Annotated in this window: 25 protein-coding genes; 10 read left to right on the plus strand and 15 right to left on the minus strand. The window is 71.3% G+C overall.

Annotated features, from left to right (window positions below):
- Positions 1 to 98: 98 nt before the first annotated feature.
- The 5 genes from ACFPZN_RS41740 to rarD all read right to left on the minus strand — a co-directional run bounded on the left by ACFPZN_RS41740 (position 99) and on the right by rarD (position 6,066).
- On the minus strand, positions 99 to 1,775 hold the full coding sequence (locus ACFPZN_RS41740) for a prenyltransferase/squalene oxidase repeat-containing protein (protein ID WP_378288131.1): 1,677 nt from the start codon (positions 1,773 to 1,775) through the stop codon (positions 99 to 101).
- Positions 1,772 to 2,689: a terpene synthase family protein gene (locus ACFPZN_RS41745; protein WP_378288132.1), complete on the minus strand. Its 918-nt coding sequence runs from the start codon at positions 2,687 to 2,689 to the stop codon at positions 1,772 to 1,774. The genes ACFPZN_RS41740 and ACFPZN_RS41745 overlap by 4 nt, the downstream gene beginning before the upstream one ends.
- Positions 2,689 to 4,053, minus strand: a complete 1,365-nt coding sequence (locus ACFPZN_RS41750; protein WP_378288133.1) for a cytochrome P450 — start codon at positions 4,051 to 4,053, stop codon at positions 2,689 to 2,691. Before ACFPZN_RS41750 ends, ACFPZN_RS41745 begins: the two co-directional genes overlap by 1 nt.
- A 639-nt stretch (positions 4,054 to 4,692) precedes the next feature.
- Entirely contained in the window at positions 4,693 to 5,079 is a 387-nt protein-coding gene (locus ACFPZN_RS41755; protein WP_378288134.1) for a hypothetical protein, read from the minus strand.
- Positions 5,080 to 5,127: 48 nt separating this feature from the next.
- Positions 5,128 to 6,066, minus strand: a complete 939-nt coding sequence (gene rarD, locus ACFPZN_RS41760) for an EamA family transporter RarD (protein ID WP_378288135.1) — start codon at positions 6,064 to 6,066, stop codon at positions 5,128 to 5,130.
- Positions 6,067 to 6,142: 76 nt separating this feature from the next.
- Between rarD and msrA the strand changes: the two genes are divergently transcribed.
- The 6 genes from msrA to ACFPZN_RS41790 all read left to right on the plus strand — a co-directional run bounded on the left by msrA (position 6,143) and on the right by ACFPZN_RS41790 (position 10,677).
- On the plus strand, positions 6,143 to 6,796 hold the full coding sequence (gene msrA, locus ACFPZN_RS41765) for a peptide-methionine (S)-S-oxide reductase MsrA (protein ID WP_378288136.1): 654 nt from the start codon (positions 6,143 to 6,145) through the stop codon (positions 6,794 to 6,796).
- Positions 6,797 to 6,799: 3 nt separating this feature from the next.
- Positions 6,800 to 7,318, plus strand: a complete 519-nt coding sequence (locus tag ACFPZN_RS41770) for a flavoprotein (protein WP_378288137.1) — start codon at positions 6,800 to 6,802, stop codon at positions 7,316 to 7,318.
- A 21-nt stretch (positions 7,319 to 7,339) separates the two neighbouring features.
- On the plus strand, positions 7,340 to 8,557 hold the full coding sequence (locus ACFPZN_RS41775; RefSeq protein WP_378288138.1) for a helix-turn-helix domain-containing protein: 1,218 nt from the start codon (positions 7,340 to 7,342) through the stop codon (positions 8,555 to 8,557).
- Positions 8,558 to 8,672: 115 nt separating this feature from the next.
- Positions 8,673 to 9,086: a hypothetical protein gene (locus ACFPZN_RS41780; RefSeq protein ID WP_378288139.1), complete on the plus strand. Its 414-nt coding sequence runs from the start codon at positions 8,673 to 8,675 to the stop codon at positions 9,084 to 9,086.
- Complete coding sequence (locus ACFPZN_RS41785) at positions 9,073 to 9,303, plus strand: hypothetical protein (protein WP_378288140.1); 231 nt, start codon at positions 9,073 to 9,075, stop codon at positions 9,301 to 9,303. Before ACFPZN_RS41780 ends, ACFPZN_RS41785 begins: the two co-directional genes overlap by 14 nt.
- 894 nt (positions 9,304 to 10,197) lie before the next feature.
- On the plus strand, positions 10,198 to 10,677 hold the full coding sequence (locus tag ACFPZN_RS41790) for a hypothetical protein (RefSeq protein ID WP_378288141.1): 480 nt from the start codon (positions 10,198 to 10,200) through the stop codon (positions 10,675 to 10,677).
- Positions 10,678 to 10,715: 38 nt separating this feature from the next.
- On the opposite strand, the gene ACFPZN_RS41795 is transcribed toward ACFPZN_RS41790, so the two are convergent.
- The 3 genes from ACFPZN_RS41795 to ACFPZN_RS41805 all read right to left on the minus strand — a co-directional run bounded on the left by ACFPZN_RS41795 (position 10,716) and on the right by ACFPZN_RS41805 (position 13,750).
- Complete coding sequence (locus ACFPZN_RS41795; protein WP_417281733.1) at positions 10,716 to 11,687, minus strand: methyltransferase; 972 nt, start codon at positions 11,685 to 11,687, stop codon at positions 10,716 to 10,718.
- Between the two features lie 228 nt (positions 11,688 to 11,915).
- Positions 11,916 to 12,839 carry a saccharopine dehydrogenase family protein gene (locus ACFPZN_RS41800; protein ID WP_378288143.1) on the minus strand — a complete coding sequence of 308 codons (924 nt, stop codon included), beginning with the start codon at positions 12,837 to 12,839 and terminating at the stop codon, positions 11,916 to 11,918.
- Positions 12,836 to 13,750: an SRPBCC family protein gene (locus ACFPZN_RS41805; protein ID WP_378288144.1), complete on the minus strand. Its 915-nt coding sequence runs from the start codon at positions 13,748 to 13,750 to the stop codon at positions 12,836 to 12,838. Before ACFPZN_RS41805 ends, ACFPZN_RS41800 begins: the two co-directional genes overlap by 4 nt.
- Positions 13,751 to 13,820: 70 nt before the next feature.
- Here ACFPZN_RS41805 and ACFPZN_RS41810 point away from each other — a divergent pair, with 70 nt between their 5' ends.
- Both ACFPZN_RS41810 and ACFPZN_RS41815 read left to right on the plus strand, forming a co-directional pair.
- The gene (locus ACFPZN_RS41810) at positions 13,821 to 14,477 is read left to right on the plus strand and encodes a TetR/AcrR family transcriptional regulator (RefSeq protein ID WP_378288145.1); all 657 of its coding nucleotides are present in this window, start codon (positions 13,821 to 13,823) and stop codon (positions 14,475 to 14,477) included.
- 78 nt (positions 14,478 to 14,555) lie between these two features.
- A complete protein-coding gene (locus tag ACFPZN_RS41815) occupies positions 14,556 to 15,149 on the plus strand; it encodes a DUF4291 domain-containing protein (protein WP_378288146.1) in 594 nt (197 codons plus the stop codon).
- Between the two features lie 15 nt (positions 15,150 to 15,164).
- Here the strand turns inward: ACFPZN_RS41815 and ACFPZN_RS41820 are convergent, their stop codons facing one another.
- From ACFPZN_RS41820 to ACFPZN_RS41830, 3 genes are all read right to left on the minus strand, one after another.
- Positions 15,165 to 16,217 (minus strand): PH domain-containing protein, encoded by a 1,053-nt coding sequence (locus ACFPZN_RS41820; RefSeq protein ID WP_378288147.1) that lies wholly within the window; start codon positions 16,215 to 16,217, stop codon positions 15,165 to 15,167.
- Between the two features lie 25 nt (positions 16,218 to 16,242).
- Positions 16,243 to 17,625: an FAD-binding oxidoreductase gene (locus tag ACFPZN_RS41825; protein WP_378288148.1), complete on the minus strand. Its 1,383-nt coding sequence runs from the start codon at positions 17,623 to 17,625 to the stop codon at positions 16,243 to 16,245.
- A gap of 125 nt (positions 17,626 to 17,750) precedes the next feature.
- Entirely contained in the window at positions 17,751 to 18,698 is a 948-nt protein-coding gene (locus tag ACFPZN_RS41830; protein ID WP_378288149.1) for an alcohol dehydrogenase catalytic domain-containing protein, read from the minus strand.
- Between the two features lie 84 nt (positions 18,699 to 18,782).
- Here ACFPZN_RS41830 and ACFPZN_RS41835 point away from each other — a divergent pair, with 84 nt between their 5' ends.
- A complete protein-coding gene (locus ACFPZN_RS41835) occupies positions 18,783 to 19,367 on the plus strand; it encodes a TetR/AcrR family transcriptional regulator (protein ID WP_378288150.1) in 585 nt (194 codons plus the stop codon).
- A gap of 34 nt (positions 19,368 to 19,401) precedes the next feature.
- On the opposite strand, the gene ACFPZN_RS41840 is transcribed toward ACFPZN_RS41835, so the two are convergent.
- Entirely contained in the window at positions 19,402 to 19,911 is a 510-nt protein-coding gene (locus ACFPZN_RS41840) for a GNAT family N-acetyltransferase (protein ID WP_378288151.1), read from the minus strand.
- Between the two features lie 112 nt (positions 19,912 to 20,023).
- Here ACFPZN_RS41840 and ACFPZN_RS41845 point away from each other — a divergent pair, with 112 nt between their 5' ends.
- A complete protein-coding gene (locus ACFPZN_RS41845) occupies positions 20,024 to 20,644 on the plus strand; it encodes an MFS transporter (RefSeq protein WP_378288152.1) in 621 nt (206 codons plus the stop codon).
- 372 nt (positions 20,645 to 21,016) lie between these two features.
- Here the strand turns inward: ACFPZN_RS41845 and ACFPZN_RS41850 are convergent, their stop codons facing one another.
- From ACFPZN_RS41850 to ACFPZN_RS41860, 3 genes are read right to left on the minus strand one after another with little or no spacing between them, the layout of a single operon-like run.
- Positions 21,017 to 21,163 (minus strand): hypothetical protein, encoded by a 147-nt coding sequence (locus tag ACFPZN_RS41850; RefSeq protein ID WP_378288153.1) that lies wholly within the window; start codon positions 21,161 to 21,163, stop codon positions 21,017 to 21,019.
- A 41-nt stretch (positions 21,164 to 21,204) separates the two neighbouring features.
- Positions 21,205 to 22,149, minus strand: a complete 945-nt coding sequence (locus ACFPZN_RS41855; protein ID WP_378288154.1) for an ABC transporter permease — start codon at positions 22,147 to 22,149, stop codon at positions 21,205 to 21,207.
- Positions 22,146 to 24,719 carry a CocE/NonD family hydrolase gene (locus tag ACFPZN_RS41860; protein WP_378288155.1) on the minus strand — a complete coding sequence of 858 codons (2,574 nt, stop codon included), beginning with the start codon at positions 24,717 to 24,719 and terminating at the stop codon, positions 22,146 to 22,148. The genes ACFPZN_RS41855 and ACFPZN_RS41860 overlap by 4 nt, the downstream gene beginning before the upstream one ends.
- Between the last annotated feature and the right edge of the window lie 27 nt (positions 24,720 to 24,746).

A 24,746-nucleotide genomic window follows, 5' to 3' on the forward strand; every position in this document is an offset into this window, starting at 1 on the left:
AACGTTGCCGCCCCGGATGATGTGCTTTGTTCTCATCTGGGGCGGTATCCGTTATTGGTTGCTGGGCTGACGTTATCGGCAGGTGCTAAATGTGGCGTTCAGCACACTCCCGTTCTGGTGGCACCTGATTGGGCGAGATGCAGCGCCGCGAGTACGGCGCCGCGCACAATCGCGCTCGGCAGGTAGAGGTCCTTGTCATGCCAGAGGGCAGGACCGCTGACATGTCCTTTGGCCAGGTCGTCCGCGGAAGGGAGGAGAAACCGATAACCGCGCGGTGCGGATTCGCCGGTTTCTCCGGGGTCGGGCGGTGTCAGCAGCAGGATTTGCAACGCGTACGCGGTCTCCTCCGCGGAGCCTTCCCATCGTCCCCATGACCCGTCCGGGCGTTGCGTGCTGAGCACCCAACGGCGCGCCCGGCGTACCGCATCGGTGGCTCCCGGGCCGCCGTAGTGCTGGAGCGCCAGCGTGCAGCACCATGTCGCGTAGTACGGTGACGCGTGCCATCTGTCCAGCCAGCTGCCGTCGGCCTGCTGTTCGGCGCACAGGAGTGCGGTGAGCTTTTGGATGGTCGCGGCGTACCGCGCGGCGGTGCCGGCGTCGACCGCTGGACTCGGGGAAGCGGCAAAATGCCCGAAAGCTTCCAGTATGTGTGCATTGACGCTGATGGAGAAGCCGTCTTCGCCGGGCCAGGTGCAGAAATGCGTTTCTGTTTCGTACTCCCAGAGCGCGTCGGGCGGATACCTCAGGCCGAGCAGGCCGAGCGCGTAGATGGCGACGGATGTGGTGTCGGCGTCCGCCGGAAGGCCCTCCGCGGCCGGGGTCCCCACCGGTCCGAGAGCGGATCGCAGACTCTCCGCCAGCCCGGCGGGAACGGGCGGGTCGATGCCCGCCCGCAGCAGCCCGCTCAGCACCCAGCCGCGTTCGAATACCGTGATCGGAATGCCACACGGCACCGGGCCGCCATGGCGCTTCACCACGGCCTCCAGGAAAAGCCGCGCCGGATGGCGCGGATCGCGCGCGTCCCGCTCGTCGAGCCAGGCCGCGGTGGCGGCGGGCGACGCCCCGACCGTTCCGGTCGCGGCGGGCCGGATCGTGCGGACGCCGCGGGCCCTCCGGCCCGCCACCTCCAGCGCGTGCAGCACCTTCTCCGGCAGCGCGACACCCGCGTCCAGCGCGGCGTGGATCATGCCGAGCCGGATGTCGTCGATACCGCGGGGCAGGGGCAGGCGCCCCACCGGGTGGCCGAGCGCCGCCGGCGGCATCCGGCGCAGGTCGTCCAGATGCCCGTTGACGGCCTCGACGAGGGACGCCGTGATGATCTCGGTGGCCGGCAGGTCCGGGATCGTGGAGACGTCCAGGGCCGGCAGCGTCCGCAGCAGCATCCGCACCCCCCGATCCGCCGCCGCGGCCAGGGCGGAGCGCTGCGCCCCGCCGCCGTGCCCGAGACCGTCCAGAGTCCCGCGCTCGCCGCGCCGCAGCGTCGTCAGCAGCGCTTCGGTGGCGCTCAACGTCGGGACCAGCGCGTAGCCGTCCGGGGCACCCCAGCCTCCGTCGGGCCGCTGAGTGGCGAGCAGGAACTCCACCCGCCGGTCGTGACCCGCCAGCCACGGCGCGAGGGTCACCAGCCGTCCCGTCTCGTAGACCGAAGGGGAGACCTGACCCCAGGGTTCGTCCACGAGCCCGGCGATCAGTTCTCCGGCGACCCGGGCCACGTCGACGCGCGCCGGCATCGCCCTGGCCGTTTCCGCCGGGGCGGCCGCGTCGTCGACGGTCATCGCAGCTCACCCCAGTAGTCGGTGGCCCCGTAGAAGCCCGTGCTGAACCCGATCTGCCGCTCCAGGTACGCGGCGGGCCAGGGACAGGCGTCGGTCAGGGGTTTGATGAGAGCCCGGGCACCATCGACGAGCTCGTCGATGCGCGCGACCACTCCGGCCCGGTCGACGCCGAGCATGAGGGCGTTGAGATCCCCCCAGCTGAGATCCCTGTGGTGGGTGGCCAGGTCGTTGAGCAGGCGCAGCACCCGCTGCACCTCCTGGCTGGCCTCCCACAGCTCCTCGAGGTGGTCGAGGGTGGCGGCGTCGCCGGTGTGGATCCAGTGGGCGAGGTTCACCCAGGTGGTCCCGAAGTTGTCGGCGTTGCCGAGGTACTCCTCGAACGTCGGCGTCGCCCGGTGGTCGCCCGCGGAGAGGGCGGCCTTCCAATCCCACTCGCGCGCCATGGCCCGCAGCCACCGTTCGAGCTGGTCACACCAGAACGAGCGCTTCTCGGAGAAGGCGGGCACGGTGTCCAGCTCGTTGACGATGTGCGCGAGGAAGCGCGTGATCGAGGAGTCCTCGCCGTCGGACGTGCCGTCCGCCACGGCCAGGCAGCGCAGGATGAGATCCTCCACCTCCTCCCTGGTCTCGGCGACGTAGTCCACCAGCCAGTCGGCGGCGAAGTTCCACATGGAGGTCAGCAGCGCCATCCGCAGCCCCTCGGCGGTGGCCCAGGGCGAGCCGAAGGCGTTCGCCAGCGCGACGCCGTTGAGCAGCCTCGTGTCGAAGGGCCCCGCCGGGAACAGGTCGGGATACGTGTCCATGCAGCCCTGCAGCTCACGGTGGCATTCCACGGCCAGCGCGGAGACGCGACCCTGTTCCACCGCCGCGCGCAACTCGCCGCCGTCCGGCGAGAGCGAGTATCCGGGGGCCATCACCGCCTCGTCGGATTCAGCTTGAGCGCGACCGGCTCCGACGGCCGCATCGTCAGGTCCGCCGCGACTCCGACCGCGCCCGCGTTGCCCAGCTCGGGCCGCAGCCGGCTGACCATCGAAGCGATGATGAGCTGCGACTCCACGCTGAAGAACAGGCTGCCCGCGCACTGGTGCGGCCCCGCGCCGAACGGCAGGTAGGCGAACCGGTGGCGGCGATCCGCCCGTTCGGGTGCGAACCGCTCCGGGTCGAAGGTCAGCGGGTCGGGCCAGTGGGCCTCCGACCGATGGGTGAGGTAGGGGCTGATGACCACGATGGAACCGGCCTTGATCCGGATGCCGTCGAGCACGTCGTCCTCGGCCGCGATCCGCGGGAGGATCCAGCCCGGTGGGAACACCCGGAGCAGCTCGTGCGTGACCATCCGGGTGTAGCGGAGCTCGGGGAGGTGCTCGGCCCTCGGCCGGCCCTGCCCCACCACCTGGTCGATCTCCGCGAACAGCGCGTTCGCCACCTCGGGATGCGAGTCGAGCACGACCCAGAGGTAGCTCAGCGCCTTGACGGTCGTCTCCGTGCCCGCCAGGAACAGCGCGACGATGCCGTCCCGGACCTCCTGGTCGCTCAGCACCCGCCCGTCCTCGCCTCGCGCGCGCAGCAGCGTCGAGACGAGGTCCTCCCCCGCGGACTCCTCGCGGCGCGCGGCCTGCACGAGCGGGAGGATGATGTCGTCGATGTCCCCGACGGCGCGGTGGAAGGCGCGGTCGCCCGGAAGGGGGAACCAGAAGGGCATGTAGGGGAACAGCAGCCGAGCCCGGAACGAGGACTCCGCGGCGGTCATCATCGCCGCCCCGAACTCGTCGGCCCGCGAGAGGGGGAGCCGGTCGCCGACGAAGATGCGCAGGATGGCGCGGTAGACGATGCGGGTGAACTCGATGCTGGCGTCCGCCGTCTGCCCCGAGGGGACCCGCTCGGCCAGCTCGTCCACGGCATCGGCGATCGCCGTCGCCATGTCCTCGGTGTACGACGCCACCTTCGGCGCCGTCAGCAGGGCGAAGTAGGCATCCTTCTTGAGCGGCCAGGCGGGGTCGGCGCCGGACGGTGCGCCGACCAGCCGGCTCAGCGGCTTCCACAGCAGGCCCTCGCGCCGGTACTTCGCGGCGTTGTCCCGCAGGATGTGCTGGATGTGCTCTGGACGGCTCACGAGGTACGGGCGGAAGGTGCCCAGATTGAGCCGGGTCAGATCACCGCCGGACCGGCGCCCGATCTCCTCGACCATTTGCAGGGGACCCCGGAGAACCCCCGGAATCACCTGCCGGACTGGAACGGTCGTCACCCGCCGGGGCGGCGCGGCGAGGGAGGTCGCGGACATGGTAAAGCCTCCTCTTCCGATATCCACTACGCGTCATGAGGTCGGTCATGAGTCGGTTGCGAGGTTCTTCAGTCTCGGGAGGTGGGTGCCGAGCCGGTTTTCTGGCATGGCGAAGGCCCGGCGGGCATGGAGCGGTGGCCGCCGGGCCGGAGGTCGGGTGGAGGGGCCGGTGGGAAGGGCGCGCCCTGGCTCGCCGGGTGAGCCGTACCGGCCGACATTGTGGAACTCCCGCCCTTTGCCGTGGAGTCGGTGCCGCCTTGCGGCTGTCCGTATCTCCTCACGGACAGCCCGCGATCAGGCGGGGCGTGCGTACGTTTTGAACGGATTTACGTAGCGTGCGTGGTCTGGGTGGTTATGGTGAAGTATCACATGATCAACTTTCGCAGACAAGGCTCTACTTGGTAGGAAATCTGCCGAATTGCGCGTGATCTGAGTCACTGACAAACGACTTGTCATCAAAGTCGGAGAAGGGCTGACAAAGTGTGATCACTTGGTGTAATCGTTGAGCTGCGGCGTTTTCCCAGCTCCCGCAGAGAATCGAATCTCTATTCGATTTACCGGGGAATGGTGACCGCAGTCAGCCGGTAAGTCAGTGAAGGAAGGTAAATGTGCGTCTGCAGTGACGTGCCGCGAAGGGGGTCAGTGCTCGCCCTGGGCGCGGGCCATCTGGGGGTTGAGGGCGCCCGGAAGCAGTGACGGCCAGGAGCGTTCCGTGGACACGGTCAGCCGCCCCATGTACGCGCGGTCCCCGCACTGGACCACCACCGGGTACGTCCCGGCGCCGATCCCGCGCTTGAGATGCACCCTGCCGGTGCGCCCGGACAGCCTCGCGGCCTCGGTGAACGCCGTCGACTCGACCGCGCGCCCGCACTTCGGCGCGACCACCTTCACCCGGGTGCCGGGCCGTGCCACCTGCGGTTCGACCCGCACCCCGTCGCCCGCGGCGGCCTCTTCGCCCGAAGCGGGGGCCGCCAGCCCGGCGGCCACGACGATCGCCCCCACCGCGGTGACACTGAGCAGGCGCAACCGGACTCCTCGGGGCGAAGGGGGACGAGGGGTGTGACCTCCGGCACTTTAGTGCCTTGCGGTTCCCTCCTCTAGCGATGTCCCGAAACCCGGTGAAGTTCGATGATCTCCCTCGGTGACCGGGACCGGCCGCCGCCGGGCCCGCAGCCCGTCCGCCGACAGCACCACCAGAGCCGCCCACACCAGCACGAACCCGGCCCACCGGTCGGCGGGCATGTCCTCGTGGTGCACCAGCAGGCCGATGAGGAACTGCAGCACCGGCGTCAGGTACTGGAGCATGCCGATCACGCTCAGCGGCAGCCGGATGGCCGCCCCGTTGAACAGCAGCAGCGGGATCGCCGTGACGAACCCGCCGCCCGCCACCAGCGCCGCGTGCACCAGGCCGTTGTGCCCGAACTCCGCCTCCCCCTGGACCCCCAGGGCCACCGCGAAGCCCAGCGCGGGCAGGAACATCACCGCGGTCTCCACCGCCAGGCTCTCCAGCGACGGCGTGTCCGCGAACTTCTTCAGCAACCCGTAAGTACCGAACGCCAAGGCCAGCACCAGCGCGATCCACGGCAGCCGCCCGTGCCCGGCGCCGAGCACCACCACCGCGGCCCCGCCCAGCCCCACCGACGCCCACTGCCACCTGCGCAGCCGCTCCCGGAAGACGACCACGCCGAGCAGCACGCTGATCAGCGGGTTGATGAAGTAGCCCAGCGCCGCGTCCAGGGTGTGACCGCTGTTGACGGCGTAGATGTAGACGCCCCAGTTCAGCGTGATCATCACCGCGGCCGCCGCCAGCAGCCCGGCCCGCCGCCACGACAGCCCCCGGATCCACCGCCGTCCGGCCGCCAGCATCACCAGCACGGCCACCAGCGACCACATGATCCGGTGCGCCAGGATCTCCGTCGCCCCGGACGGCTTCAGCAGGGGCCAGTACAGCGGGAACAGCCCCCAGATCACGTAGGCCGCGACCCCGTACACGATCCCCCGCCGCTCAGCCACGCACGCCACGTTAGCAGGAGGTAATCACCCAAATCCGTACACGCTGATGTCGCCCTCCACGGCGTAGCCTGGGGGCATGTTCTTCGCGAAGACCCAGATGGTCTCTCCAGAGAAGGCCCTGCCCGGACGTGAAGAGCCGATCCGAGTGCCCCCGCGGCACGAGGTCCTCGACGCGCCCCTGGCCCCGCCCTACCCCGACGGCGCCGAGATCGCCGAGTTCGGACTCGGCTGCTTCTGGGGCGCCGAACGCAAGTTCTGGCAGACCCCCGGCGTCCTGTCCACCAGCGTCGGCTACGAGGGCGGCTACACGCCCAACCCCACCTACGAGGAGGTCTGCAGCGGCCTGACCGGCCACACCGAGGCCGTCCGCGTCGTCTACGACCCCGCCAAGGTGTCCTACGAGCAGCTGCTGCGCGTCTTCTGGGAGGCCCACGACCCCACCCAGGGCATGCGCCAGGGCAACGACGTCGGCACCCAGTACCGCTCGGCGGTCTTCTACCGCGACGACGCCCAGCGCAAGCAGGCCGAGGCGTCCCGCGACGCGTACCAGAAGGTCCTCACCGAAGCCGGCCACGGCCCCATCACCACCGAGATCACCCAGGCCACCGACTACTACTTCGCCGAGGACTACCACCAGCAGTATCTATCAAGCAATAAAAACCCGAACGGCTACTGCGGCCTCGGCGGAACGGGCTTGTCCTGCCCGGTCGGCGTAGCTTCCGCCGAGTAAGGCGTGACCTCGCGAGGGGTCCTCTACTTCGTAGTCTGCGCCGCCCCGGCGGCGTATGACGCTGAGACGTTCACCCTGCTGGCGCGGGACGCGGGATGGCGGGTTTGCGTGATCGCCACCCCGATGGGCCTGCGGTTCGTCGATGCCGCCCATCTGGCGGAGGTGACAGGGCAACCGGTGCGGAGCGAGTTCCGCATGCCGAATGAGCCGAACGAGTTGCCTGGTGCTGACGCGGTGGTGGTCGCTCCGGCGACGTTCAACACGATCAACAAGTGGGCCGCGGGCTTCGCCGACACGTTCGCCGTGGGCCTGCTGTGTGAGCTGATGGGTTTCGGCGTGCCGATCGTGGCCGCACCCCTGCTCAAGGACGCTCTTGCCCGTCATCCGGCCTTCGCCCGCAGCGTCGAGACCCTACGCGGGGCAGGGGTGCGAGTGCTGTTCGATCCGGCTGCGCCTCCGAACGCGCGCATGCCACGCTGGGAGCGGATCCTCACAGAGCTGGACAGCACCCTCGACGGTTGACCTCCTGAAAGGACATGGGCCGTGGACGCTCGCGCGGAGATCGGACGTCGGATCGCTCGGCAGCGTCGGCGCCGCGGGCTGTCCCAAGTGGTGGTCGCGGGTCTGATCGGACGGTCGGAAAGCTGGCTGAGCCAAGTCGAACGCGGGCGGCGGTCGATCGACAGTCACTCGGTGCTCGTCCGCCTGGCCGAGGTGCTCGACGTGGACATTAACCAGCTCACCAGCGAAGACACGGGTGCTGACATGGCGAAGTACGAGGGATCGGCAACCATTCGGGAGGCGATGCTCCAGTACGAGACGCTTCCAGACGTGATCAATTCGCGTTCGGCCAATGACCAACGTCCCCGCCTGACCTGGCTTGGCCATGAGCTGAGGCGTACGAACCGGGCGTATCAGGCCACCCGCTACGACGAAGCGGGGCGGCTCTTGCCGGGATTGATCCTGGCAGCGGAACGGGCGTGCCGGAGCATGAAAGGTGATGAGAAGCGCGCGGCTTTCACCCTGTGCTCGCTGGTCTACCACTCGGCGACCATGACCCTGAACCGGGTCGGTGAGGCTGATCTTGCTTGGACGGCGGCGGACCGCTCCTTGTCGGCGGCTCAGATGGGTGATCGTCCCCTCCTGGCCGCAGTCAGCGCCTACCGGCTCGGGTACGTGCTGATCCGTCAGAAGCGCGCACGTGAGGCTGAGGACTTGGCCGTCCGCTCGCGCGATGCCCTTGCCGCGTCGGTGCGTCGGCCGTTCCCGCTTGTGCTCTCCGTCCAGGGTGGGCTCTGCCTCGTCGCGGTCACGGCGGCGGCCGCCCGGTTCGATCGCGCGGCCGTGGACAGGCATCTCGCTTCCGCGCGTGTGATCGCGGCCGAGCTCGGCGGTGATCGCAACGACTTCTGGTCGGCGTTCGGCCCGACCAACGTCCTCATCCATGAGGTGTCGGCGGCCGTCTCGTTCGGGGATGCCAAGCTCGCTCTCAAGCGCGGTGAGCCGTTGGACGTCGAACACCTCGGCCCTGGTCTACTCGGCCGTCGCGCACAGGTCTCCATCGACTTGGCGCGGGCCTACGCTCTCCAGCGTAAGGACGCGGCGGCCGTGAACACGCTGCTCAAGGCCGAGAGGCTTTCGCCTGAACTCGTCCGGTACGACGCTGGCACCAACGATCTGCTCACTGAACTGGTGCGTCGCGAGCATCAAGCCAGCACTCCGGAACTGCGTGGCTTGGCACAGCGCGCCGGGGTCGTGTAACCCGCACTGAAGTACGGGTTCTTTCCCTTCACACAGGTACGGGTCGCCAGCGTCCGGCGTTCCTAGGGTCACTCTCCACGCCCGAATCAGACACCGATGGTGAGCGGGAGAGTCCATGAGCATCGACACGACGACAACCGGTGGAGAGCAGGGACGCAGCGACGCCCCCCGACCTGCCTGGCAGGTTGCAGCGTTGGCGCTGGTCGCTGCGTTGGAGGGACGTGGCCTGGTCGCTGAGGCGTGGGGGCATGGTGTGGTGCGGGCCCGCAACCCGGCGGGGGATCCGGACACCGACGATCCGCGTGGGCAGGCGCTGAGTCCGCGTCTCCAGCAGGAGGTGGTGTGTCGTCCGCTGGGCGGGTCGCTGTGGTGGCTGTGGGCCTGGTCGGGGGCTGAGCGGAACTCGCCTGCGGAACTGGAGCCGCTGTGCCCGGTGTCGGAGGTGGAGACGGCGGCGGAGCGGATTGCGCGTGTGCTGGCGGTCCCGTTCGTGGAGGGGACGGACGGGGCGGCCGATGACCGGCCCTGAGGTGGTGTTGCCCGGCGTGCTGGACGGGCGGCCGGTGACCGACGTGATCCAGGAGCAGTTTCCCGGCGTGTGGGCCTGGTACGGGCAGGCAACCGGCTCGTGGTGGGCGCTCGTCCCGCTGCGGGATGGGCCTCGGCTGGTGGAAGCGATCAACCCCGGCGAACTGCGTTACGCGCTCAAGAAGCCTGCGGGCTGGCCCTGGCCCCGCTCAACCTGAGCGTCACGAGCGGGAGGAAGGGCGGCGGTTGGGCGACAAGGGCAAGCAAGGGACCCGGTGCGGTTCCTGTGGAGGGTCGGGCCGGATCAAGCACGTCAGGCATGCCAAGCATTCGGGGCACAGCAAGAAGGCGGCGCCTGCACGGACGGAATGGAGGACGTGCCCTCGATGCCGTGGACGCGGAATGCTGTGACTGTTGCCGGGTGGTTGAAGGCCACAGCGGATGATTCGAGGGCAACCCTGACCCGTACCGCAGGACCGTTCACGGTCCGAGGAACGGAAGCAGGGGCGGCAGCGCGAGCCCCCAACCCCTCGTATCGCGGTATCCGGGCGGCGAGTGACTTGAACCCCAACCCGCCGTCCGTGACCGCGTGAGGGCCGCGGCTTCCCCGTTCAACTACCGGGAAGGGGCCGGTCGATGGCCGTAGGGCACCCCGGAGGGGCGACCGCAGGAGTCAGCCGGCGCCGTGGGCACCTTCCAGCCCGAACGGCATCCCGCGTAGAAGCCGCTGCCCGGCACCTTGCGTGCGGACGTTCGTTCGGGCTGGACCCCGACCCGGTGCGGTGCGGCACGTGCGGGCCGTCCACGGTCCCGGCCTGCGGTGGGCGGGCCGGGACCGTGGACGCACAGACCCCCCGCGCCGCTATAGGTGACCAGTTGTTCGGTGGTTCATGTCCCACGGGCACCGCACCTGCGGACGGCTGACAGCCCTGGCTCCACCGCGCGGTCGATGTCGGTAGGTTTGAGCCGCTCGACTGAGTTTGCGGGTGTCGGGTGCTAACTTGCCGAGCACATTCTTAGTTGGCGAACTTCAGTTCTTTTGGGGTTACATGGCGAGGCATCCTGGGCGGCACCGGCCTCTCCTGCCCGACGGGAGTCGCGCCGGCCGGCGGATGGGCCTGGAAGCGTTCCCCGAACTCGCGTCATTGTCGCGCGGCCTGAGCCCGGAAGAACGCTCGACGATCGGCATGCTCGACCTGCAACGCCTCAAGGTCGAGCAATCCGGAGTCGGCACTGCCACCGCCGCGCAGATGACCGAGCCGCTCTATGGCGTCTTCGCCTGCCTGCGCACGTGGTGCCTGTTGATCCGGCGCATGGAGCAGGGCTGGCCGCGTACGGATTACTACATGGTCTACGAGTATCTCAACGACCTGACGGTACGTGACGCGATCGAGGAATATCTCGATACGATGCCGACCGGGCTCAAGGAGAAGGTGCGTCGCGTCGTCGCCCGCCTTGACGGCCGGTATTCGGCCGTGACCGTGGACGACGGAGGAGCAGAACTCGCCGGCTACTGGCGTCCTCTGGCCGAGGGCCGGGAGTGCCGTTGGTGGTGGACCCGAAAGCCTCAAGAGCTCCCGCCGGGATGGTGATCGGTCATACACGTCGATCACTCGGTCACAGGGTGGTTCTAGGACGGGACGGCCTCCAGGCGTGTGAAACCGAGGTTTCCCAGCGGGCCGGTGGCCGACTCCAGGGTGAAGCCGGCCTTGGCGAACAGGTCACGATACTCGGCCTCGGTGCGCTCGCGGCCGCCGGTCAGCACGAGCATGAGCAGGTCGGCCAGCAGGGCCCGCTTGTGGTCTTCCGTGACGATGTCGGGGACGAGCCGCTCGAACACCAGCAGCCGGCCGCCCGGCTCGATCACCTCCCGGATGTTGCGCAGGATCTTCAGTGCCTTCTCGTCGTCCCAGTCGTGCAGCACGAGCTTCAGCACGTAGGCGTCCGCGCCTTCCGGCACCGACTGGAAGAAGCTGCCGGAGACGACGGTGCCCCGGTCGGCGACACCGGCGGCCTCGAGGGTCGCCGCCGCCTCGGACACTCCGGTCGGCATGTCGAACACCACGCCCTTCACCTTCGGCGCGGCCCGCAGGATCTCGGCGACGAACGTGCCATTGCCGCCGCCCACGTCGACCACCGTGCGCAATGGCGAGAAGTCGTACCCGGCGATGATCCCGCGGGCCGTGTCGCGGGTCATCTGCCCCATCGCGCCGTTCAGCTTCTCGGCCTCCTCGGGGTGCTCGGCGAGGTATTCGAACGCCTGCTTTCCGTAGTTGTGCTCGAACGCCGTCTCGCCCGTGCGCAGGCTGTGCAGGACGTCACCCCACGACGACCACGGCCCGGCGGAGCACAGGAACATGACGACACTGCGGACCGTGTCGGGCGCGTCCTTGCGAAGGTGACCGCCCAGCTCGGTGAGCTCGAACCGGTCGGGCGCGGTCTGGGTCAGCAGGCCCAGCGACACGAGGCCGCGCAACAGCCTCAGAAGCGACGGTCCATGCGTCCTGGTCTCGGCGGCCAGCTCCTCACTGGACCGCGGCCCCGATGCCAGCAGCTCGACGAGCCCGAGCTCGGCGGCGGCGTGGAGGATCTGAGCGGGCATGTATCCCCATGCGACGTCGGCGAGAGGTGATCGCGCCATTTCATGGCCCCTTCGCAATCGATGCGTCTACGGCGCCCCGAAAAAAGATCGGCAGCCCCCGAAGCATCCCCTGCGACGAAATAGTGGTCAATGGACGCACAAAATGACGTGGAGAAGAGTGTATTGGCGCACAACTCAAGGGCCCGTACTGTGCACGCGGTACAGCACGCCCGCGGCTCGGCGGGTGCCTCACCTCTCTGGTGCGAGCTCGATTCCCTGGCCGGAGGGCAGGTCGCGGAGTGTGAGCACGTGGTGGAGATGGTGTGTTCCAGGTGGCAGCCCGGCCGCCGTGCGGGCGGCGAGCGCCGTCATGACCGCCGTGCCGTGGGACTGGTTGCGGCCTCGGGCCCATCGTGTGGTGCCGTCGTGGCCTCGGGCCAGGATGAGCCAGTCGTCGCCGCCCGGCAGGTGCAGACCGCGCGGAGCGCGGGAAGCGCCGGGAATCCAGGTCAGTACGGCCAGCGCCGCGCTCGCCGGCTGTGAGTCGAGCCCGAAGTAGGTCCGCACCCTCGCGTCCAGGTCCCGGCTGAGCGTGTGCTGGTCGGAGAAGTCCAGCCGGTGGAGTCGCCGGCGGCCGTGCCCGGGCAGGTCGAAGAGCGCGGGCCGGGTGAAGTTGCGGATCGTGGTGCCGTGGGCGTGGAAACGCCGTCCGAGCAACCGGTAGGTCCACTCGGTCGACGCGGCGCCGTGCCGCTCGCCGGCCCCGAGCAGGACCGCCAGGTCGACCGGGCCGGGTGCGCTCTCGTGCACGGCGGTGGCGAGCAGGTTGGTCAGCCCGGGAGCGAGACCGACACTGACGAGCACCGGCCGCGGCGGGTCCAGCCGTTCCAGTGCGGCGACATAGGAGGCCGTTGCCGTGATGTCGACGAACGCGACCCCTCGCGTCGCCGCGAGCTCTGCCAGCCGCGGGTCCTCCACGCCCGAGGCGTTGACCACGACGTCGATTCCGGCCAACGCGGCAAGGTAGGACCCGGTCTCGGTCAGGTCGACGGGCCGGTCGGCGCGGGCGGCGTCGCGGCCGGCCACGACCGCGGTGTCCCCGCCCTGCCGGAGCCGCGCCACGACCTCGCGGCCGACCGCACCGTAGCCGCCCAGCACCAGCGCCGCGGTCATGCCCGCCCCGCCTCGGATCGCTCGGCGGCGAGCGCCAGTGCCGCCAGGGTCGCCTCCATGCCGGCGCGGTTGTGGCCGGTGCGATCCGTCACGCCCGAGATCACCCACGAGAGCGGGAGCATCCAGGCCGGTCGCAGATCCGTCCACGTCTCGGCGACCCGGCAACCCGCGCCTCGGGCCTCGAAGGTGTACAGCCAGCGCGAGAACGGCCGCCGGCCGAGGCGGACCTCGAACCCGAACCGCCGCCCGTGCTCGGCGGCGACGACCGTGCACGTCGTGGACCAGCGGCGCCGGCCCTGCCGGTTCGTCCCCCGGAAACGGGCACCGACGGCCGGACCGGTCGCCGGAGGAAGCCATCGGCACCGGACCGTCTCCGGGCTCCAGCGCGCCATCCCGCTCACCTCGCCGACCAGCTCGTACAACGCCTCCGGGGGCGCGGCGATGGTCCGCTCGACCACGACGGTGGGCCGCTCGGCCGTCGCGCCCCTGTTCCTGGATGCACGGACACCCGCGACCCCTGCCACGACGCCGGCGCCGATCTCGGCGACCGCGGTCACCCACGAGTACCAGCTCACACCCGTGTGCGGCGGCGAGACGAAACTGTCGCTGTAGCCATGCCACACCGACGGCAGGGCGTGGGCGTAGACGAACAGGGCCGCGCTGCCGAACCCGGCGGCGGCCGCCGCTTCCGGTGCCCGCCGCCGGCGCGTCAGCACCATGGCCATCGCGATGAGGACGAACCCGGCCTGGATGTAGCCACCGACGATGACCGGTGCGGGCGAGGCCGCCATGCCCCGGACGACCATGTGGTCGATGCCGTGCGCGCCCACGCCCAGCGCCAGCACCACCGTGACCCACCGCAGGAGCCGGTCGGCTCCCGGTGCGCCGTGCCGCTCGATCCGTTCTCTCATCGAGGATCACCCGTCCCCTCAAGGCGACAATATGTCCATACCGTGGCACGATATGAACATATTGTCTAGGGTGGTGCGTGTGGACCCGCAGTCGCTGTTTCCCTTCCGAGCGGACCCCGCCGAGCCGTCGACGGTGGACCGGATTCGTGACGCCGCCCTGAGGTGCTTCGCGACCCGCGGTGTCTCCGGCACCTCACTGCGCGCGGTCGCCGAGGCCGCGGACGTGTCCATCGGGTTGGTGCAGCATCACTTCGGCACCAAGGCCCGCCTGGTCTCGGCCGTCGAAGACCATGTCCTGCGGGTCGTCGGCGAGGCGGTCGCCTCCACGCCGCTGCCCGCGCCGCCGGAGGACTCGCTCGCCGAACTCGGCCACCGCGTCACCTCGATCATGACCGACCACCCCGAGGTGGTCGGCTACGTGGGCCGCGCCATGGTCGACGGCGACGCGATCGCCTCCGTGATCTTCGACGGCCTCGTCACCGTCAGCGCCGCCCAATGGGACCAGCTCGCCGACCACGGCCTGCTCTCACCCGGGACCGACCGCACCTGGGCCGTGCTGAATCCACTCATCCTCGTCATCGGCACCGTCATCCTCCGCGCCCAGATCGACCGCCATCTGCCCGAGCCGCTCGCCACCGGCGACCAGCTGCGACGCTGGGACGACTCGGTCGCCGCCCTGCTGCGCAGGGGCCTCCTGCGCCACGACCCGGATGGCGCGCCCGACTGACGCGCACAAGCTTCCCGCGGTCCAAGAGGCTCGAAAATGATTGGCCGACCGGAATCGGTCGGCTTCACTATCGACGCCATGGAAGAACCACGACACCGGATCCGCGCTCTCCATACGGCGTCCACGATCACCGTCTACCAGGCGTACGCCCCGGACATCGGGCTGCCCGCGGCGCGCGAGGGCCGCTTCCCCGCGGCATGGAAGCGGGATCGGATGACGTGGATCAAGCCGTCGTTCCTGTGGATGATGTACCGCTGCGGCTGGGGCGCCAAGACGGGACAGGAGACCGTCCTCGCCGTCGAGATCACCCGTGACGGCTTCGAGTGGGCACTGCGCCACTCATGCCTCTCGCACTACGTGCGCGGATTGCACCCGGATCGCGGCACCTGGCAGCGTCAGGTCAAGCGCGCACCGGCCCGCGTCCAGTGGGACCCCGAGCGCGATCTGCACCTGCGGACCCTGCCGTACCGCTCCCTGCAACTCGGGCTCTCCGGTGAGGCCGTCCGGCGTTACGCGGACGAGTGGATCGTCTCCATCAGCGATGTGACACCACTCGCCCACGAGATCCACGCGCTCGTCAGGGATCGTGACCTGGACTCCGCGACCCGGCTGCTGCCGCGGGAGAGCCCGTACCCGTCCGGAGACGATCTCCTGGCACACCTTGGGGGATGACCGCGCGGTGAGTGGTCATTCGAAGGGGATGCCGTCCAGGGCGGCGCGGGTCAGGCGGATGGTCTCCTCGGTGGCGGGGGTGGTCGGGGCCGTTCCGTAGTACTCGACGGTGATGTGGATGTTGTTCTTGCGCGCCGACACCCCGACCGTGGTCCTGACGTCGCCCACGTTCTTGATCGTCAGGCAGGCGTCGTCTCCGATGCCCGGGAGTCTCGCCGGGCATGACCGCTTGGCGTAGGAGTCGCGCAGGCGTTCGGTGGCGCCGCCGTCGAGGCCGAGGCCGCGTTCCTCCAGGACGAGGGCGATGCTCAGCGTGGGGAACGGGTCGGCTGTTCTGAACGAGCACAGGCTGGCGCGCTCGGGACGGCCCGGCGGGACGGACTTGGGGGGTCTGGCGTTCGGGACCAGGCGGGCGACGGTCGCCTTGTCGGCGACCGAGCAGGCGGTCGGCAGGGCGACGGCTTCCTCCCGGCCCGGCCACCAGGCCTGGGTCCAGGGGCTCGCGAGGTAGAGCGTCAGCACCGAGACGCCCGTGAGGACCGCCAGCGTCATGGTGTGCGAGAGGGATGTGACGCGGCGGGCGCCCGGCTGGACGGGCTGGGAGGCGACGCGGGGGCGGTGCGTCCCGGCTCTGGCGTAGATCGGTTCGAGCCGGGCCGCGAGTGAGCGTTCGCGAGCGAACATGCTGGGCGCGGGGGCGGGCAGGATCAGCCGACCGCCCCCGCGCCTGACCAGGACCAGCACGAAGCCCATGCCGAGCGCTCCGCCGGTGAAGGAGATCCGCTCGATCTCGTCCCACGGGATGTGCTGCTCGGTGCCGCCTTTCGTTCGGGTCACCCCTGACGCGTCGACGGTCGTGCGGCCGCGGCTGCCGGACAGGGTGATGATCCCCGGGCCGAGCGCGATGGCGATGCTCAGCGGCAGGTAGAGGGGCGAGAGCAGGACGAGCATGCCCCGGTCGGTGATGATCAGGCCGACGTTGACCAGGACGTAGATGAGGACGACGAGGATCAGGTGCCGGTATGAGGGCCGAAGTGCGAGCGGTTCCTCCTGGTCTGGGGTGATCATGGCCCTGCAGCTTAGAGGACCTCGGTCAGGCGGGCTCGATGTTCTGGTTGAGGTGGAAGACGTTCTCCGGGTCGTACCGGGCCTTGACCTCCGACAGGCGGCGGTGGTTGTCGGCGCCGACGCCCGCGATGACGCGGTCGCGGCCCTCGTTGCCGATGAAGTTCAGGTAGACCGCGCCGATCGACCAGGGGCGCATGTCGCGGATGGTGCCGCGGGCCCAGGCGATGGCGCGTTCGTCGTCCTCGGCGTTCTCCCACAGGCCCAGCGGGTGGACGACCCAGGGCGCCGAGCGCCACGGGACGGGGTAGTCGGTGCCGCCGTCGGCGACCGCGCCGCCCAGGGGCAGCAGGATGTGCTGGGACGCCGACGGGACGACCATGTCCGCGGCGCGGGCGGCGAACCGGTCCAGGGCCTCGTCCGGGAGGGCGCCGATGTGCTCGGCCGACCAGTAGTTCCGGAAGCCGGGCGGGTCGTCGAGCATGCACTGGAAGTCGGCGTAGGGCATCTCGGCGACGAGGCCGCCGGTGTACTCCAGGCCCGTCATCGGCGCGAGCGCGTCGTCGGCCTCGGGGCCCGTGCCCGCGTAGACGGCGAGGATGGCGAGCGCCTGCCGTCCCACCAGGTCCTCGGGAACGAACGGCTCGGGCGGCGCGGTGAGGTAGATGGCGGCGCCGCCGACCTGGTCGGGCGCCGAGTCGATGAAGGCGCGGTAGTCGGTGAGCACGTCGCGGGCGGCGGCGGGCGGCCACAGCAGGAGGGCGACGGTGACCTTGGAGAGCGGGTGGAGCCGCAGCGTGAGGGCGGTCGCCACGCCGAAGTTGCCTCCGCCGCCGTGCAGGGCCCAGAACAGGTCGGGGTTCTCCTCCTCGCCGGCGTGGACGATCTCGCCGTCGGCCGTGACGAGTTCGACGTCGAGCAGGTTGTCGCAGACCAGGCCCCAGAGGCGTTCGAGCCAGCCGGAGCCGCCGCCGAGGGTGAGGCCGGCGACGCCCGTGGTGGAGACGCGGCCGCCGGTGGTGGCCAGGCCGTGCGGTTCGGTGGCCCGGTCCAGGTCGCTCATGAGGGCGCCGCCGGAGACGCGGGCGGTGCGGGCGGCGGGGTCGACGGTCACAGTGCTCATGCGGCGCAGGTCGATGACGAGGCCGCCGTCGGTGATGCCCTTGCCGGCGACGCCGTGGCCGCCGCCGCGCACGGCGATCTCCAGGCCGAGCGACCGGCCGACCTCGATGGCGCGGGCGACGTCGCCGGCGGTGGCGCACTGGGCGATCACCGCCGGACGCCGGTCGATCATGGAGTTGAAGATGGTCCGCGCGTCTTCGTAGCCGGGGTCGTCCGGCAGGAGGGCGATGCCGGAGAGGCCGGGGCGCAGGCGCGCGGCGGCCTCGTCCTGGATGCGGGTGGAGGTCATGTGCGTCCCTCTCGCTGGAAGGCGGGGGCCGCCGATGCGCGGGGACGACGGCCCGGTGGTCGGCCGTACCAGGGGGATTAAGACGCCATTCTTCTCCTTTTGGGGATGCCTGAAAAGGGGGCGGGTTACGGGACGAGGATGTGTTTGCCGACCGAGGTGCGGGATTCGATGGCCTCATGGGCGGCGGCGGCCTCGGCCAGGGGGCGCACGGAGCCCACGATGGGGTCCAGGACGCCCTCGGCGGCGAGCGCGAAGGCCCGGTCGCGCAGCGGGACGAGCCGTTCGGGCGGCAGGAGGGCGCTGGCGAACCCCAGGATCGACAGCGCGCGCAGGTAGACGGTCTCGGAGCCGATCTCGTGCGGGCGGTCGGTGATGCGGCCGTACATGACCAGCCGGCCGGTGACGGGCTGGAGGAGGCCGAGGGCGGCGCGGGTGAAGGGCCCGCCCAGCGAGTCGAGGACCGCGTGGACGGGGCCGGCGTCCTCCAGGGTGTCGGGCGTGACGGCCACGCGGGCGCCGAGTTCGAGGGCGGTTTCGGCCTTCTGGCCGTCGTCGACGACGGCGGCGACGGTGGCCCCGGCGTGCGCGGCGAGCTGGACCAGGAGGCTGCCGACCCCGCCGGTGGCGGCCGTGACCAGGACGGTCTCGCCGGGCGCGAGGGCGGCCCGGTCGAGGATGCCGACCGCGGTCGTGCCCTGGGTGAGGACGGCGAGGGCCTTGTGCTCGTCCAGGTCCGGTGCGGGGACCAGGGCCTCGGCGGGGGAGACGAACAGTTCGGCGTAGCCGCCTCCGGTGGGGGAGAGCGCGAGGACGCGGCGGCCGAGCAGGGCGGGGTCGGCACCGGGGCCGACGGCGGTGACGGTGCCGGCGACCTCGTGCCCGGCGGTGAACGGGAGGGGCAGGTCGGGAGCCCAGGCGCGGAGGGCGCCGGAGCGGAGCTGGAGGTCGGAGAAGTTGACGCCGGCCGCGACGACCTCGATCAGCGCCTCGCCGGGGCCGGGCTCGGGGTCGGGCACCTGGTCGAGGGTGAGGGTCGCGGGTGGGCCGTAGTCGTGGAAGCGTACAGCGCGCATGGAATCCTCCTTTAGCGGACCGGCGGTCCGGTTACGGGGGATAGAATACGGACCATCGGTCCGTTTATGTCAGGGGAGGGCCGGTTGGCACACCGGGAAAGGGCCGACGCCGCGCGCAACCGGCGCGCGATCCTGCTGGCCGCACACCGCCTCATCTGCGAGAACGGCATCGACCAGGTGTCCATGAGCGACATCGCCGCCGAGGCCGGGGTGGGCAAGGGCACCCTGTTCCGCCGGTTCGGCGACCGCGCGGGCCTGGTCAACGCGCTGTTCGAGCAGCTCACCGAGGACTGGGAGCCGGACGCGCTCGCCGCCCTCGCCGACTCCGGAACCGACCCGGCCGGGCGCGCCGTCGCCTTCCTGGCCGGGCTGTTCGACCGGATCACCGTCCCGGGACGGCCGCTGCTGCGCGCGATGGGCAACCACGCGACCCCCGACCGCATGCGCCGCTACCGGACGTGGCAGTCCGCGCTCGCCGCCGTGATCGCGGAGGCCCGGCCCGGCCTGCCCGAGGAGGAGACCGCGTTCACCGCCCACGTCCTGCTCGGCACGCTCCGCGCCGACTTCGTCGACCTGCTCTCCGGCGGCGGGATGACGGTCGAGGAGATCCGGACCCGCATCCTCGCCCACGCCGACCGCGTGATCAGAAGCGGGCCGTCCGGCGGGTGAGCGGCGGCGCGCCGCCGCCCGCCCGCCGGAGCCCCTAGTCGTTCGCGGCGGGGCGGCGCTGCCCGTAGACGTGCACGGACCGGCCGCGGTACTCCTCGTCCCGCAGGTGGCGGTGGCCGAGGCGCTCGGCGACGGCGATCGAACGGCCGTTGCGCGGCAGGATGAGCGAGACGACCTCCTCGGCGTCCAGCGCGCTGAAGCAGTAGGCGATCGCCGCGCGGCCCGCCTCGGTCGCGTACCCCTTGCCCCAGTGCTCGCGGGCCAGGCACCAGCCCACGCCCAGGCCCGGGAAGCCGAGCGGGCTCCACGGGCCGGCCCGGCCGGCGAACCGGCCCGTCTCCTTCTCGATCACGGCCCAGTGGGAGAAGCCCCGGATCTCGTGGTGGCCGATGAACGTGGCGAGGCTGCGCCAGGCGTCCTCCGGGGTCCGGCCCACCGGCTCGGCCAGGCCGCCGGCGACCTCGGAGTCGGCGAGCATCGCCGCGTAGTCGTCGAAATCGGCCCCGCACAGCGGGCGCAGGATCAGGCGTTCGGTCTCCAGCATGGTCGCATTGTCACCGACTTTCCGCCCAGTGGAAGTTTTCGCAGGTCAGTCGGTGAAATCGGGCCGAACATGGGCGGACACCCGCTGTGACCCAGCGCACTGGAGGCCGCCGATGGCGACCCGAACCCCACCCGCCCGTGCATGGGTGCTCCCGCTCTGCTGGGCCGCCGTCCTGCTGGACGGCTTCGACCTCGTCGTGCTCGGGACCGTCCTGCCCGTGCTGCTGCGCGAGAACGTCTGGGACCTCACCCCCGGCACCGCGTCCGCGGTGACCACCGCCGGCCTGGTAGGCATGACCGTCGGGGCGCTCACGATCGGCGCGATCACCGACGTGATCGGCCGCCGCAAGGCCCTGATCATCGCCGTGGCCTCGTTCTCGGCGTTCACCGCGCTGTGCGCGCTGGCGCCCTCGGCGGCGGTGTTCGGGCTGCTCCGGTTCCTGGCCGGGCTGGGCCTGGGCGGCTGCCTGCCCACCGCGATCACCCTGGTCGGCGAGTACGCCCGGCGCGGCCGGTCCGGCACCGCCACCACCACGATCATGACCGGGTACCACGTCGGCGCGGTGGTGACCGCGCTGCTGGGGATCTCGGTCATCCCGGCGCTGGGCTGGCGCGCCATGTTCGTGATCGGCGCCGCGCCCGCGCCTGATCCAGGGCCTCTCCAACGGCCGCAGGGCCTCTCCACGGCGTGTGGAGAGGCCCTGCGCTCGGTTTTTTCCCGCGGGAGGCGGTGAGCCTTTTGTCAGTACGGCAGAAGACGGCCCGTGGGGGTCCGGAGATCGAGCGGGCTCGGTTGCCGTGGCGGTTTCGGACGTTTGACGAGCTGCTGCCGTGCCATGGTGATCATCTCCCCCGTCGGGCCGGGTGTTAACCCGCCGATCGAGCCGATGTCGCGGTCATTTCGTCCGACGCGAACACCGGGCGAAAGGTTCGCCGAGCATATGCCACCACCTCTGCCGGTTCGACCGATTTTCGGGGCGATGATTTGACGGTGCGTACCGATCCGATTGCGCAGTGTCAGGAAAGTCGGGCCGGTTTTTCCCGAGGCCGAATCCGGCCAGCGGAGCGACGCGCCGCCACGCCCGTGGCCGGAGCGGCGGGCGCGGTCAGCGGGCGTCGAATTCGGCGACGGCCTTCTTCGGGGCCAGTTGCCAGCCCTTGGACAACCGGAAGGTCACCATTCCCCAGCTGACCTTCTCCGCCGCGCCGGGCAGCCCCAGCGCGATCTCCCGTACCGTCTCCGCGTCGCTCATCGCCCCAGAATGCCGCCCGGCGGCCGCCGGGGAAAGCACCGTCAGGAAACCACGTCGCGGGCCCGGAAGCGGCGGAAGGCCAGCGCGAACAGAATCGCCGAATACGCCAGTGAGATCGCCGCCCCCTTGGCCATGCCGGTCCACTGGATCTGCGGTTGCAGCGCGTCCATCCACGCCCACATCCAGTGGCTGGGCAGGAACTCGCGCCAGCCGCCCAGCGCCGTCACCGCGTCCAGGATGTTCGACACGATCACCAGCCCGACCGCGCCGCCGACCGCGCCCAGCGGCGAGTCCGTCGTCACCGACAGCAGGAACGCCAGCGCCGCCACCACCAGCTGCCCGACCAGCGCGTACCCGACGATGATCGCCATCCGGCCGAGCGCGGTGCCGGTCGGGACGGTCCCGCCGGTCGGCAGCTCCACCGGCGACCACCCGAACGCGACCGTGCCCGCCACCAGCGACATCAGCGGCAGCGTCAGCACCGCCGCCGTCGAGTACCCGAGCGCGACGACCAGCTTCTGTCGCAGCAGCCGGGCCCGCGGCACCGGCGCCGCCAGCAGGTAGCGCAGCGACGACCAGCCCGCCTCGCTGGCCACGGTGTCGCCGCAGAACAGCGCGACCGCCACCACCAGCAGGAAGCCGGTCGACACGAACAGCGTGAACAGGGCGAAGTTCATCGCCCCGGAGGTGGCCACGTCCACCAGGCTCGGCATGCCGTCCGGGCCGGTCTGGTCCCCGCCGATCTGGAACGCCGCCACCAGCACCCACGGCAGCGCCAGCAGGATCCCGAACGCGACCAGCGTGCGGCGGCGCCGGAACTGGCGGACGACCTCCACCCGCAGCGGCAGCGTGCGCCGCACCCGGTAGGCCGCCGAGCCGCCCCCGTCGCCGGGGCCGCCCGAGCCCGCGGCGGCCGCCCCGTCCCTCCGGGCGGCGCCCCCGGCCCCGTCCGCGTCCAGCGTCGTGACCTCTTCTCGGGTGCTCATGTGGAATCCCCCGTACCGATGATCTCCAGGAAGGCGTCCTCCAGCCGGCGGCCGGAGCCGACGATCTCCGCGACCGGGCCGGCGGCGACCCGCCGCCCGCGCGACATCACGACCGCGTGCGTGCACGTCTGCTCGACCTCGGCGAGCAGGTGGCTGGAGACGATGACGGTGCGCCCGGCCGCCGCGTACCGCACCAGCACCTCGCGCATCTCGCGGATCTGGGGCGGGTCCAGGCCGTTGGTGGGCTCGTCCAGCACCAGCAGGTCGGGCAGGCCCAGCATGGCCTGGGCGATCGCCAGCCGCTGCCGCATGCCCTGGGAGTAGGTGCGGACCGCGCGGTCGAGGGCGGAGCCGAGATCGGCGATCTCCAGCGCCTCCTCCAGGTGCGCCTCCCCGGCGGGACGCCCGGTGGCCCGCCAGTACAGGTCCAGGTTGTCGCGGCCGGACAGGTGCGGCAGGAACCCCGGGCCCTCGACGAACGAGCCGAGCCGCGACAGGACCGGCGCCCCGGCCGTCACCCGGTGCCCGAAGATCCGGATCTCGCCCGCGTCCGGGTGGATGAGGCCCATGAGCATCCGCAGCGTGGTCGTCTTACCGGCGCCGTTCGGCCCGAGCAGCCCCAGGACCTGCCCCTTCTCGACGCGGAACGACAGGTCGGACACGGCCAGATGGCCGTTCTTGTACGCCTTGGTCAGCCCGTCGATCTGCAGCGGCACCGCGGCCAGCTCGGGATCGAAGGCGTCCTTGCGGCCCGGGGCGGCGGCGCCGCGCCGGCCGCGCCCGGTGACCAGCAGCCCCGCGGCGATGGCCAGCGCGACCAGCGGCAGGCCCCACACCCAGGACGGGATGGGCGCCGGGTCGGCGCGCAGCGCGGGCACGGTCGGCACCGACAGCCCCGACACCGCCGCCACCTTGTACGAGGCGGGCGCGGCCGGCGTGGCGAACCCCATGTCGGTCGTCGACAGCACGAGCCGGAGCCGGTGGCCACTGTCGAACCGGTAGTCCATGGCCGGCAGCGTCACCGCGACCTCGCGCCCCCCGGCGGCGTCCTGGACGCGGATCGGGGCGGCGATGCGGCGCGCGGGCACGCCCTGCCGGGCGCCGGGACCCACGTCGTACAGCTTGGCGAAGAGCGGCACGTCGCCCTCGCCCGTCACGCGCACCCGCACGGTCGCGGCCCCGGTCAGCCGGAGCGGCTCGCGCAGCGGCGCGGTGTCGAACGTGGCGGACTGCCCCGGCATGTCGACCGGCAGCTGCCCCTCGGCCGCGCCGCCCGCGCCCAGGTCGCCGAGGCCGCCGAGGGCGCCCAGGCCCGGCAGCGCGGAGATGGACGCCGGGGTGCCGCCCGCCGGGTTGTGGACGGTCTGCTCGCGCCCCGACAGCGGCAGCGTGCGCGGCGCGGCGTTCAGGCCCGGGTAGGCGCCCGCCTTCGCCGGCTCCACCACGACCTCCTGCGTGGAGGAGTCGATGCCGCCCGCGCGGGTCACGGTGAACGGGGCGGCGCGCTCCTCGTCCGAGGCGGGTTCGCGGTCGCGCAGCCGCTGGTCGAACCAGCCGCGCACGAGCCCGCGGATCCGGTCGGTCTCGGGGGCGCCGCCGTCGTGGCCGCCCTGGAACCACACGACCGAGACCGGGGTGCCGTTGCCGGCGATGGCGCGGGCGTTGGCGTCGGCGTGGTCGAGCGGGAACAGCGAGTCCGCCTGCCCCTGCACGATCAGCGCGGGCGCCTTGATCCGCCCGGCGACCTGGGACGGGCTGGACCGCCGCAGCATCTCGATCGCCTGGGGAGTGGGCCGTCCCGTCTCCGCGATCTCCTGGTACATCGAGCAGATCTCGGGGAGGAAGCGCCCGCAGGCCGACGACTGGGCCGCGGGGCCCTCACCGGCGCCACCGGTGAAGAAGAGCCCGGCCCACAGCTTCTTGAACACGCCCTTGTCGGCGCCCTGGCCCGTCCCGTTGGGGAAGAGGGCGTCGGCGAGGTCGTTCCAGGTGATCTGGGGCGCGATGGCGTCGACGCGCGGATCGTGCCCGGCGGTGAGGAGCGCGATGGCGCCGCCGTACGACTCGCCCGCCATGCCGACCCGCGGGTCGCCGGGCCCGTCCAGGCGCACGTCGGGACGCTTGGCCAGCCAGTCGATGAGCTGCCGGACGTCCTTGACCTCGTAGTCGGGCGAGTTGAGCGCGATCTCGCCGGTGGAGCGGCCGAAGCCGCGCGCCGACCAGGTCAGCACGCCGTAGCCGTTCCGGGCCAGTTCCTCGGCCTCCTGCCGGACGTCGTCCTTGGAGCCGCCGAACCCGTGCCCGAGCAGCACCGCGGGCGCCCTGCCGCCGCCGGCCGGGCGGTAGAAGGTGGTGTCCAACGTCACACGCTGGTCGTTCTTCGGCCCGTCGACCACCTCGATGCGGTGCGCCTGCGCCCGGACGGCGGGCTCGCCGCCCGCGGCCACGCCCCACACCAGGCCGCCGCCGCCCGCGAGGACCACCGCGGCCCCGGCCGCCGCCGTCCAGCGCGTGGCGGTACGGGCCGAACCCCACCTTTCACGGAGCCGTCGCGCTCCCCCCAGCCTCATGCGGAAAGCCTATGTGCCGTGGGGGAC

The sequence above is a fragment of the Actinomadura rugatobispora genome, assembly GCF_042656285.1.
Taxonomy (GTDB): domain Bacteria; phylum Actinomycetota; class Actinomycetes; order Streptosporangiales; family Streptosporangiaceae; genus Spirillospora; species Spirillospora rugatobispora.

What these genes read in the sequence shown, in the direction of transcription:
- ACFPZN_RS41780 (WP_378288139.1), top strand. Translation starts at nt 8,673, where the DNA reads ATGAGCATCGACACGACGACAACCGGTGGAGAGCAGGGACGCAGCGAC.
- ACFPZN_RS41745 (WP_378288132.1), bottom strand. Translation starts at nt 2,689, where the DNA reads ATGGCCCCCGGATACTCGCTCTCGCCGGACGGCGGCGAGTTGCGCGCG.
- ACFPZN_RS41825 (WP_378288148.1), bottom strand. Translation starts at nt 17,625, where the DNA reads ATGACCTCCACCCGCATCCAGGACGAGGCCGCCGCGCGCCTGCGCCCC.
- ACFPZN_RS41785 (WP_378288140.1), top strand. Translation starts at nt 9,073, where the DNA reads ATGACCGGCCCTGAGGTGGTGTTGCCCGGCGTGCTGGACGGGCGGCCG.
- ACFPZN_RS41845 (WP_378288152.1), top strand. Translation starts at nt 20,024, where the DNA reads ATGGCGACCCGAACCCCACCCGCCCGTGCATGGGTGCTCCCGCTCTGC.
- ACFPZN_RS41795 (WP_417281733.1), bottom strand. Translation starts at nt 11,687, where the DNA reads ATGCCCGCTCAGATCCTCCACGCCGCCGCCGAGCTCGGGCTCGTCGAG.
- ACFPZN_RS41815 (WP_378288146.1), top strand. Translation starts at nt 14,556, where the DNA reads ATGGAAGAACCACGACACCGGATCCGCGCTCTCCATACGGCGTCCACG.
- ACFPZN_RS41805 (WP_378288144.1), bottom strand. Translation starts at nt 13,750, where the DNA reads ATGAGAGAACGGATCGAGCGGCACGGCGCACCGGGAGCCGACCGGCTC.
- ACFPZN_RS41860 (WP_378288155.1), bottom strand. Translation starts at nt 24,719, where the DNA reads ATGAGGCTGGGGGGAGCGCGACGGCTCCGTGAAAGGTGGGGTTCGGCC.
- ACFPZN_RS41855 (WP_378288154.1), bottom strand. Translation starts at nt 22,149, where the DNA reads ATGAGCACCCGAGAAGAGGTCACGACGCTGGACGCGGACGGGGCCGGG.
- ACFPZN_RS41800 (WP_378288143.1), bottom strand. Translation starts at nt 12,839, where the DNA reads ATGACCGCGGCGCTGGTGCTGGGCGGCTACGGTGCGGTCGGCCGCGAG.
- ACFPZN_RS41840 (WP_378288151.1), bottom strand. Translation starts at nt 19,911, where the DNA reads ATGCTGGAGACCGAACGCCTGATCCTGCGCCCGCTGTGCGGGGCCGAT.
- ACFPZN_RS41740 (WP_378288131.1), bottom strand. Translation starts at nt 1,775, where the DNA reads ATGACCGTCGACGACGCGGCCGCCCCGGCGGAAACGGCCAGGGCGATG.
- ACFPZN_RS41790 (WP_378288141.1), top strand. Translation starts at nt 10,198, where the DNA reads ATGGGCCTGGAAGCGTTCCCCGAACTCGCGTCATTGTCGCGCGGCCTG.
- ACFPZN_RS41750 (WP_378288133.1), bottom strand. Translation starts at nt 4,053, where the DNA reads ATGTCCGCGACCTCCCTCGCCGCGCCGCCCCGGCGGGTGACGACCGTT.
- ACFPZN_RS41820 (WP_378288147.1), bottom strand. Translation starts at nt 16,217, where the DNA reads ATGATCACCCCAGACCAGGAGGAACCGCTCGCACTTCGGCCCTCATAC.
- ACFPZN_RS41850 (WP_378288153.1), bottom strand. Translation starts at nt 21,163, where the DNA reads ATGAGCGACGCGGAGACGGTACGGGAGATCGCGCTGGGGCTGCCCGGC.
- ACFPZN_RS41830 (WP_378288149.1), bottom strand. Translation starts at nt 18,698, where the DNA reads ATGCGCGCTGTACGCTTCCACGACTACGGCCCACCCGCGACCCTCACC.
- msrA (WP_378288136.1), top strand. Translation starts at nt 6,143, where the DNA reads ATGTTCTTCGCGAAGACCCAGATGGTCTCTCCAGAGAAGGCCCTGCCC.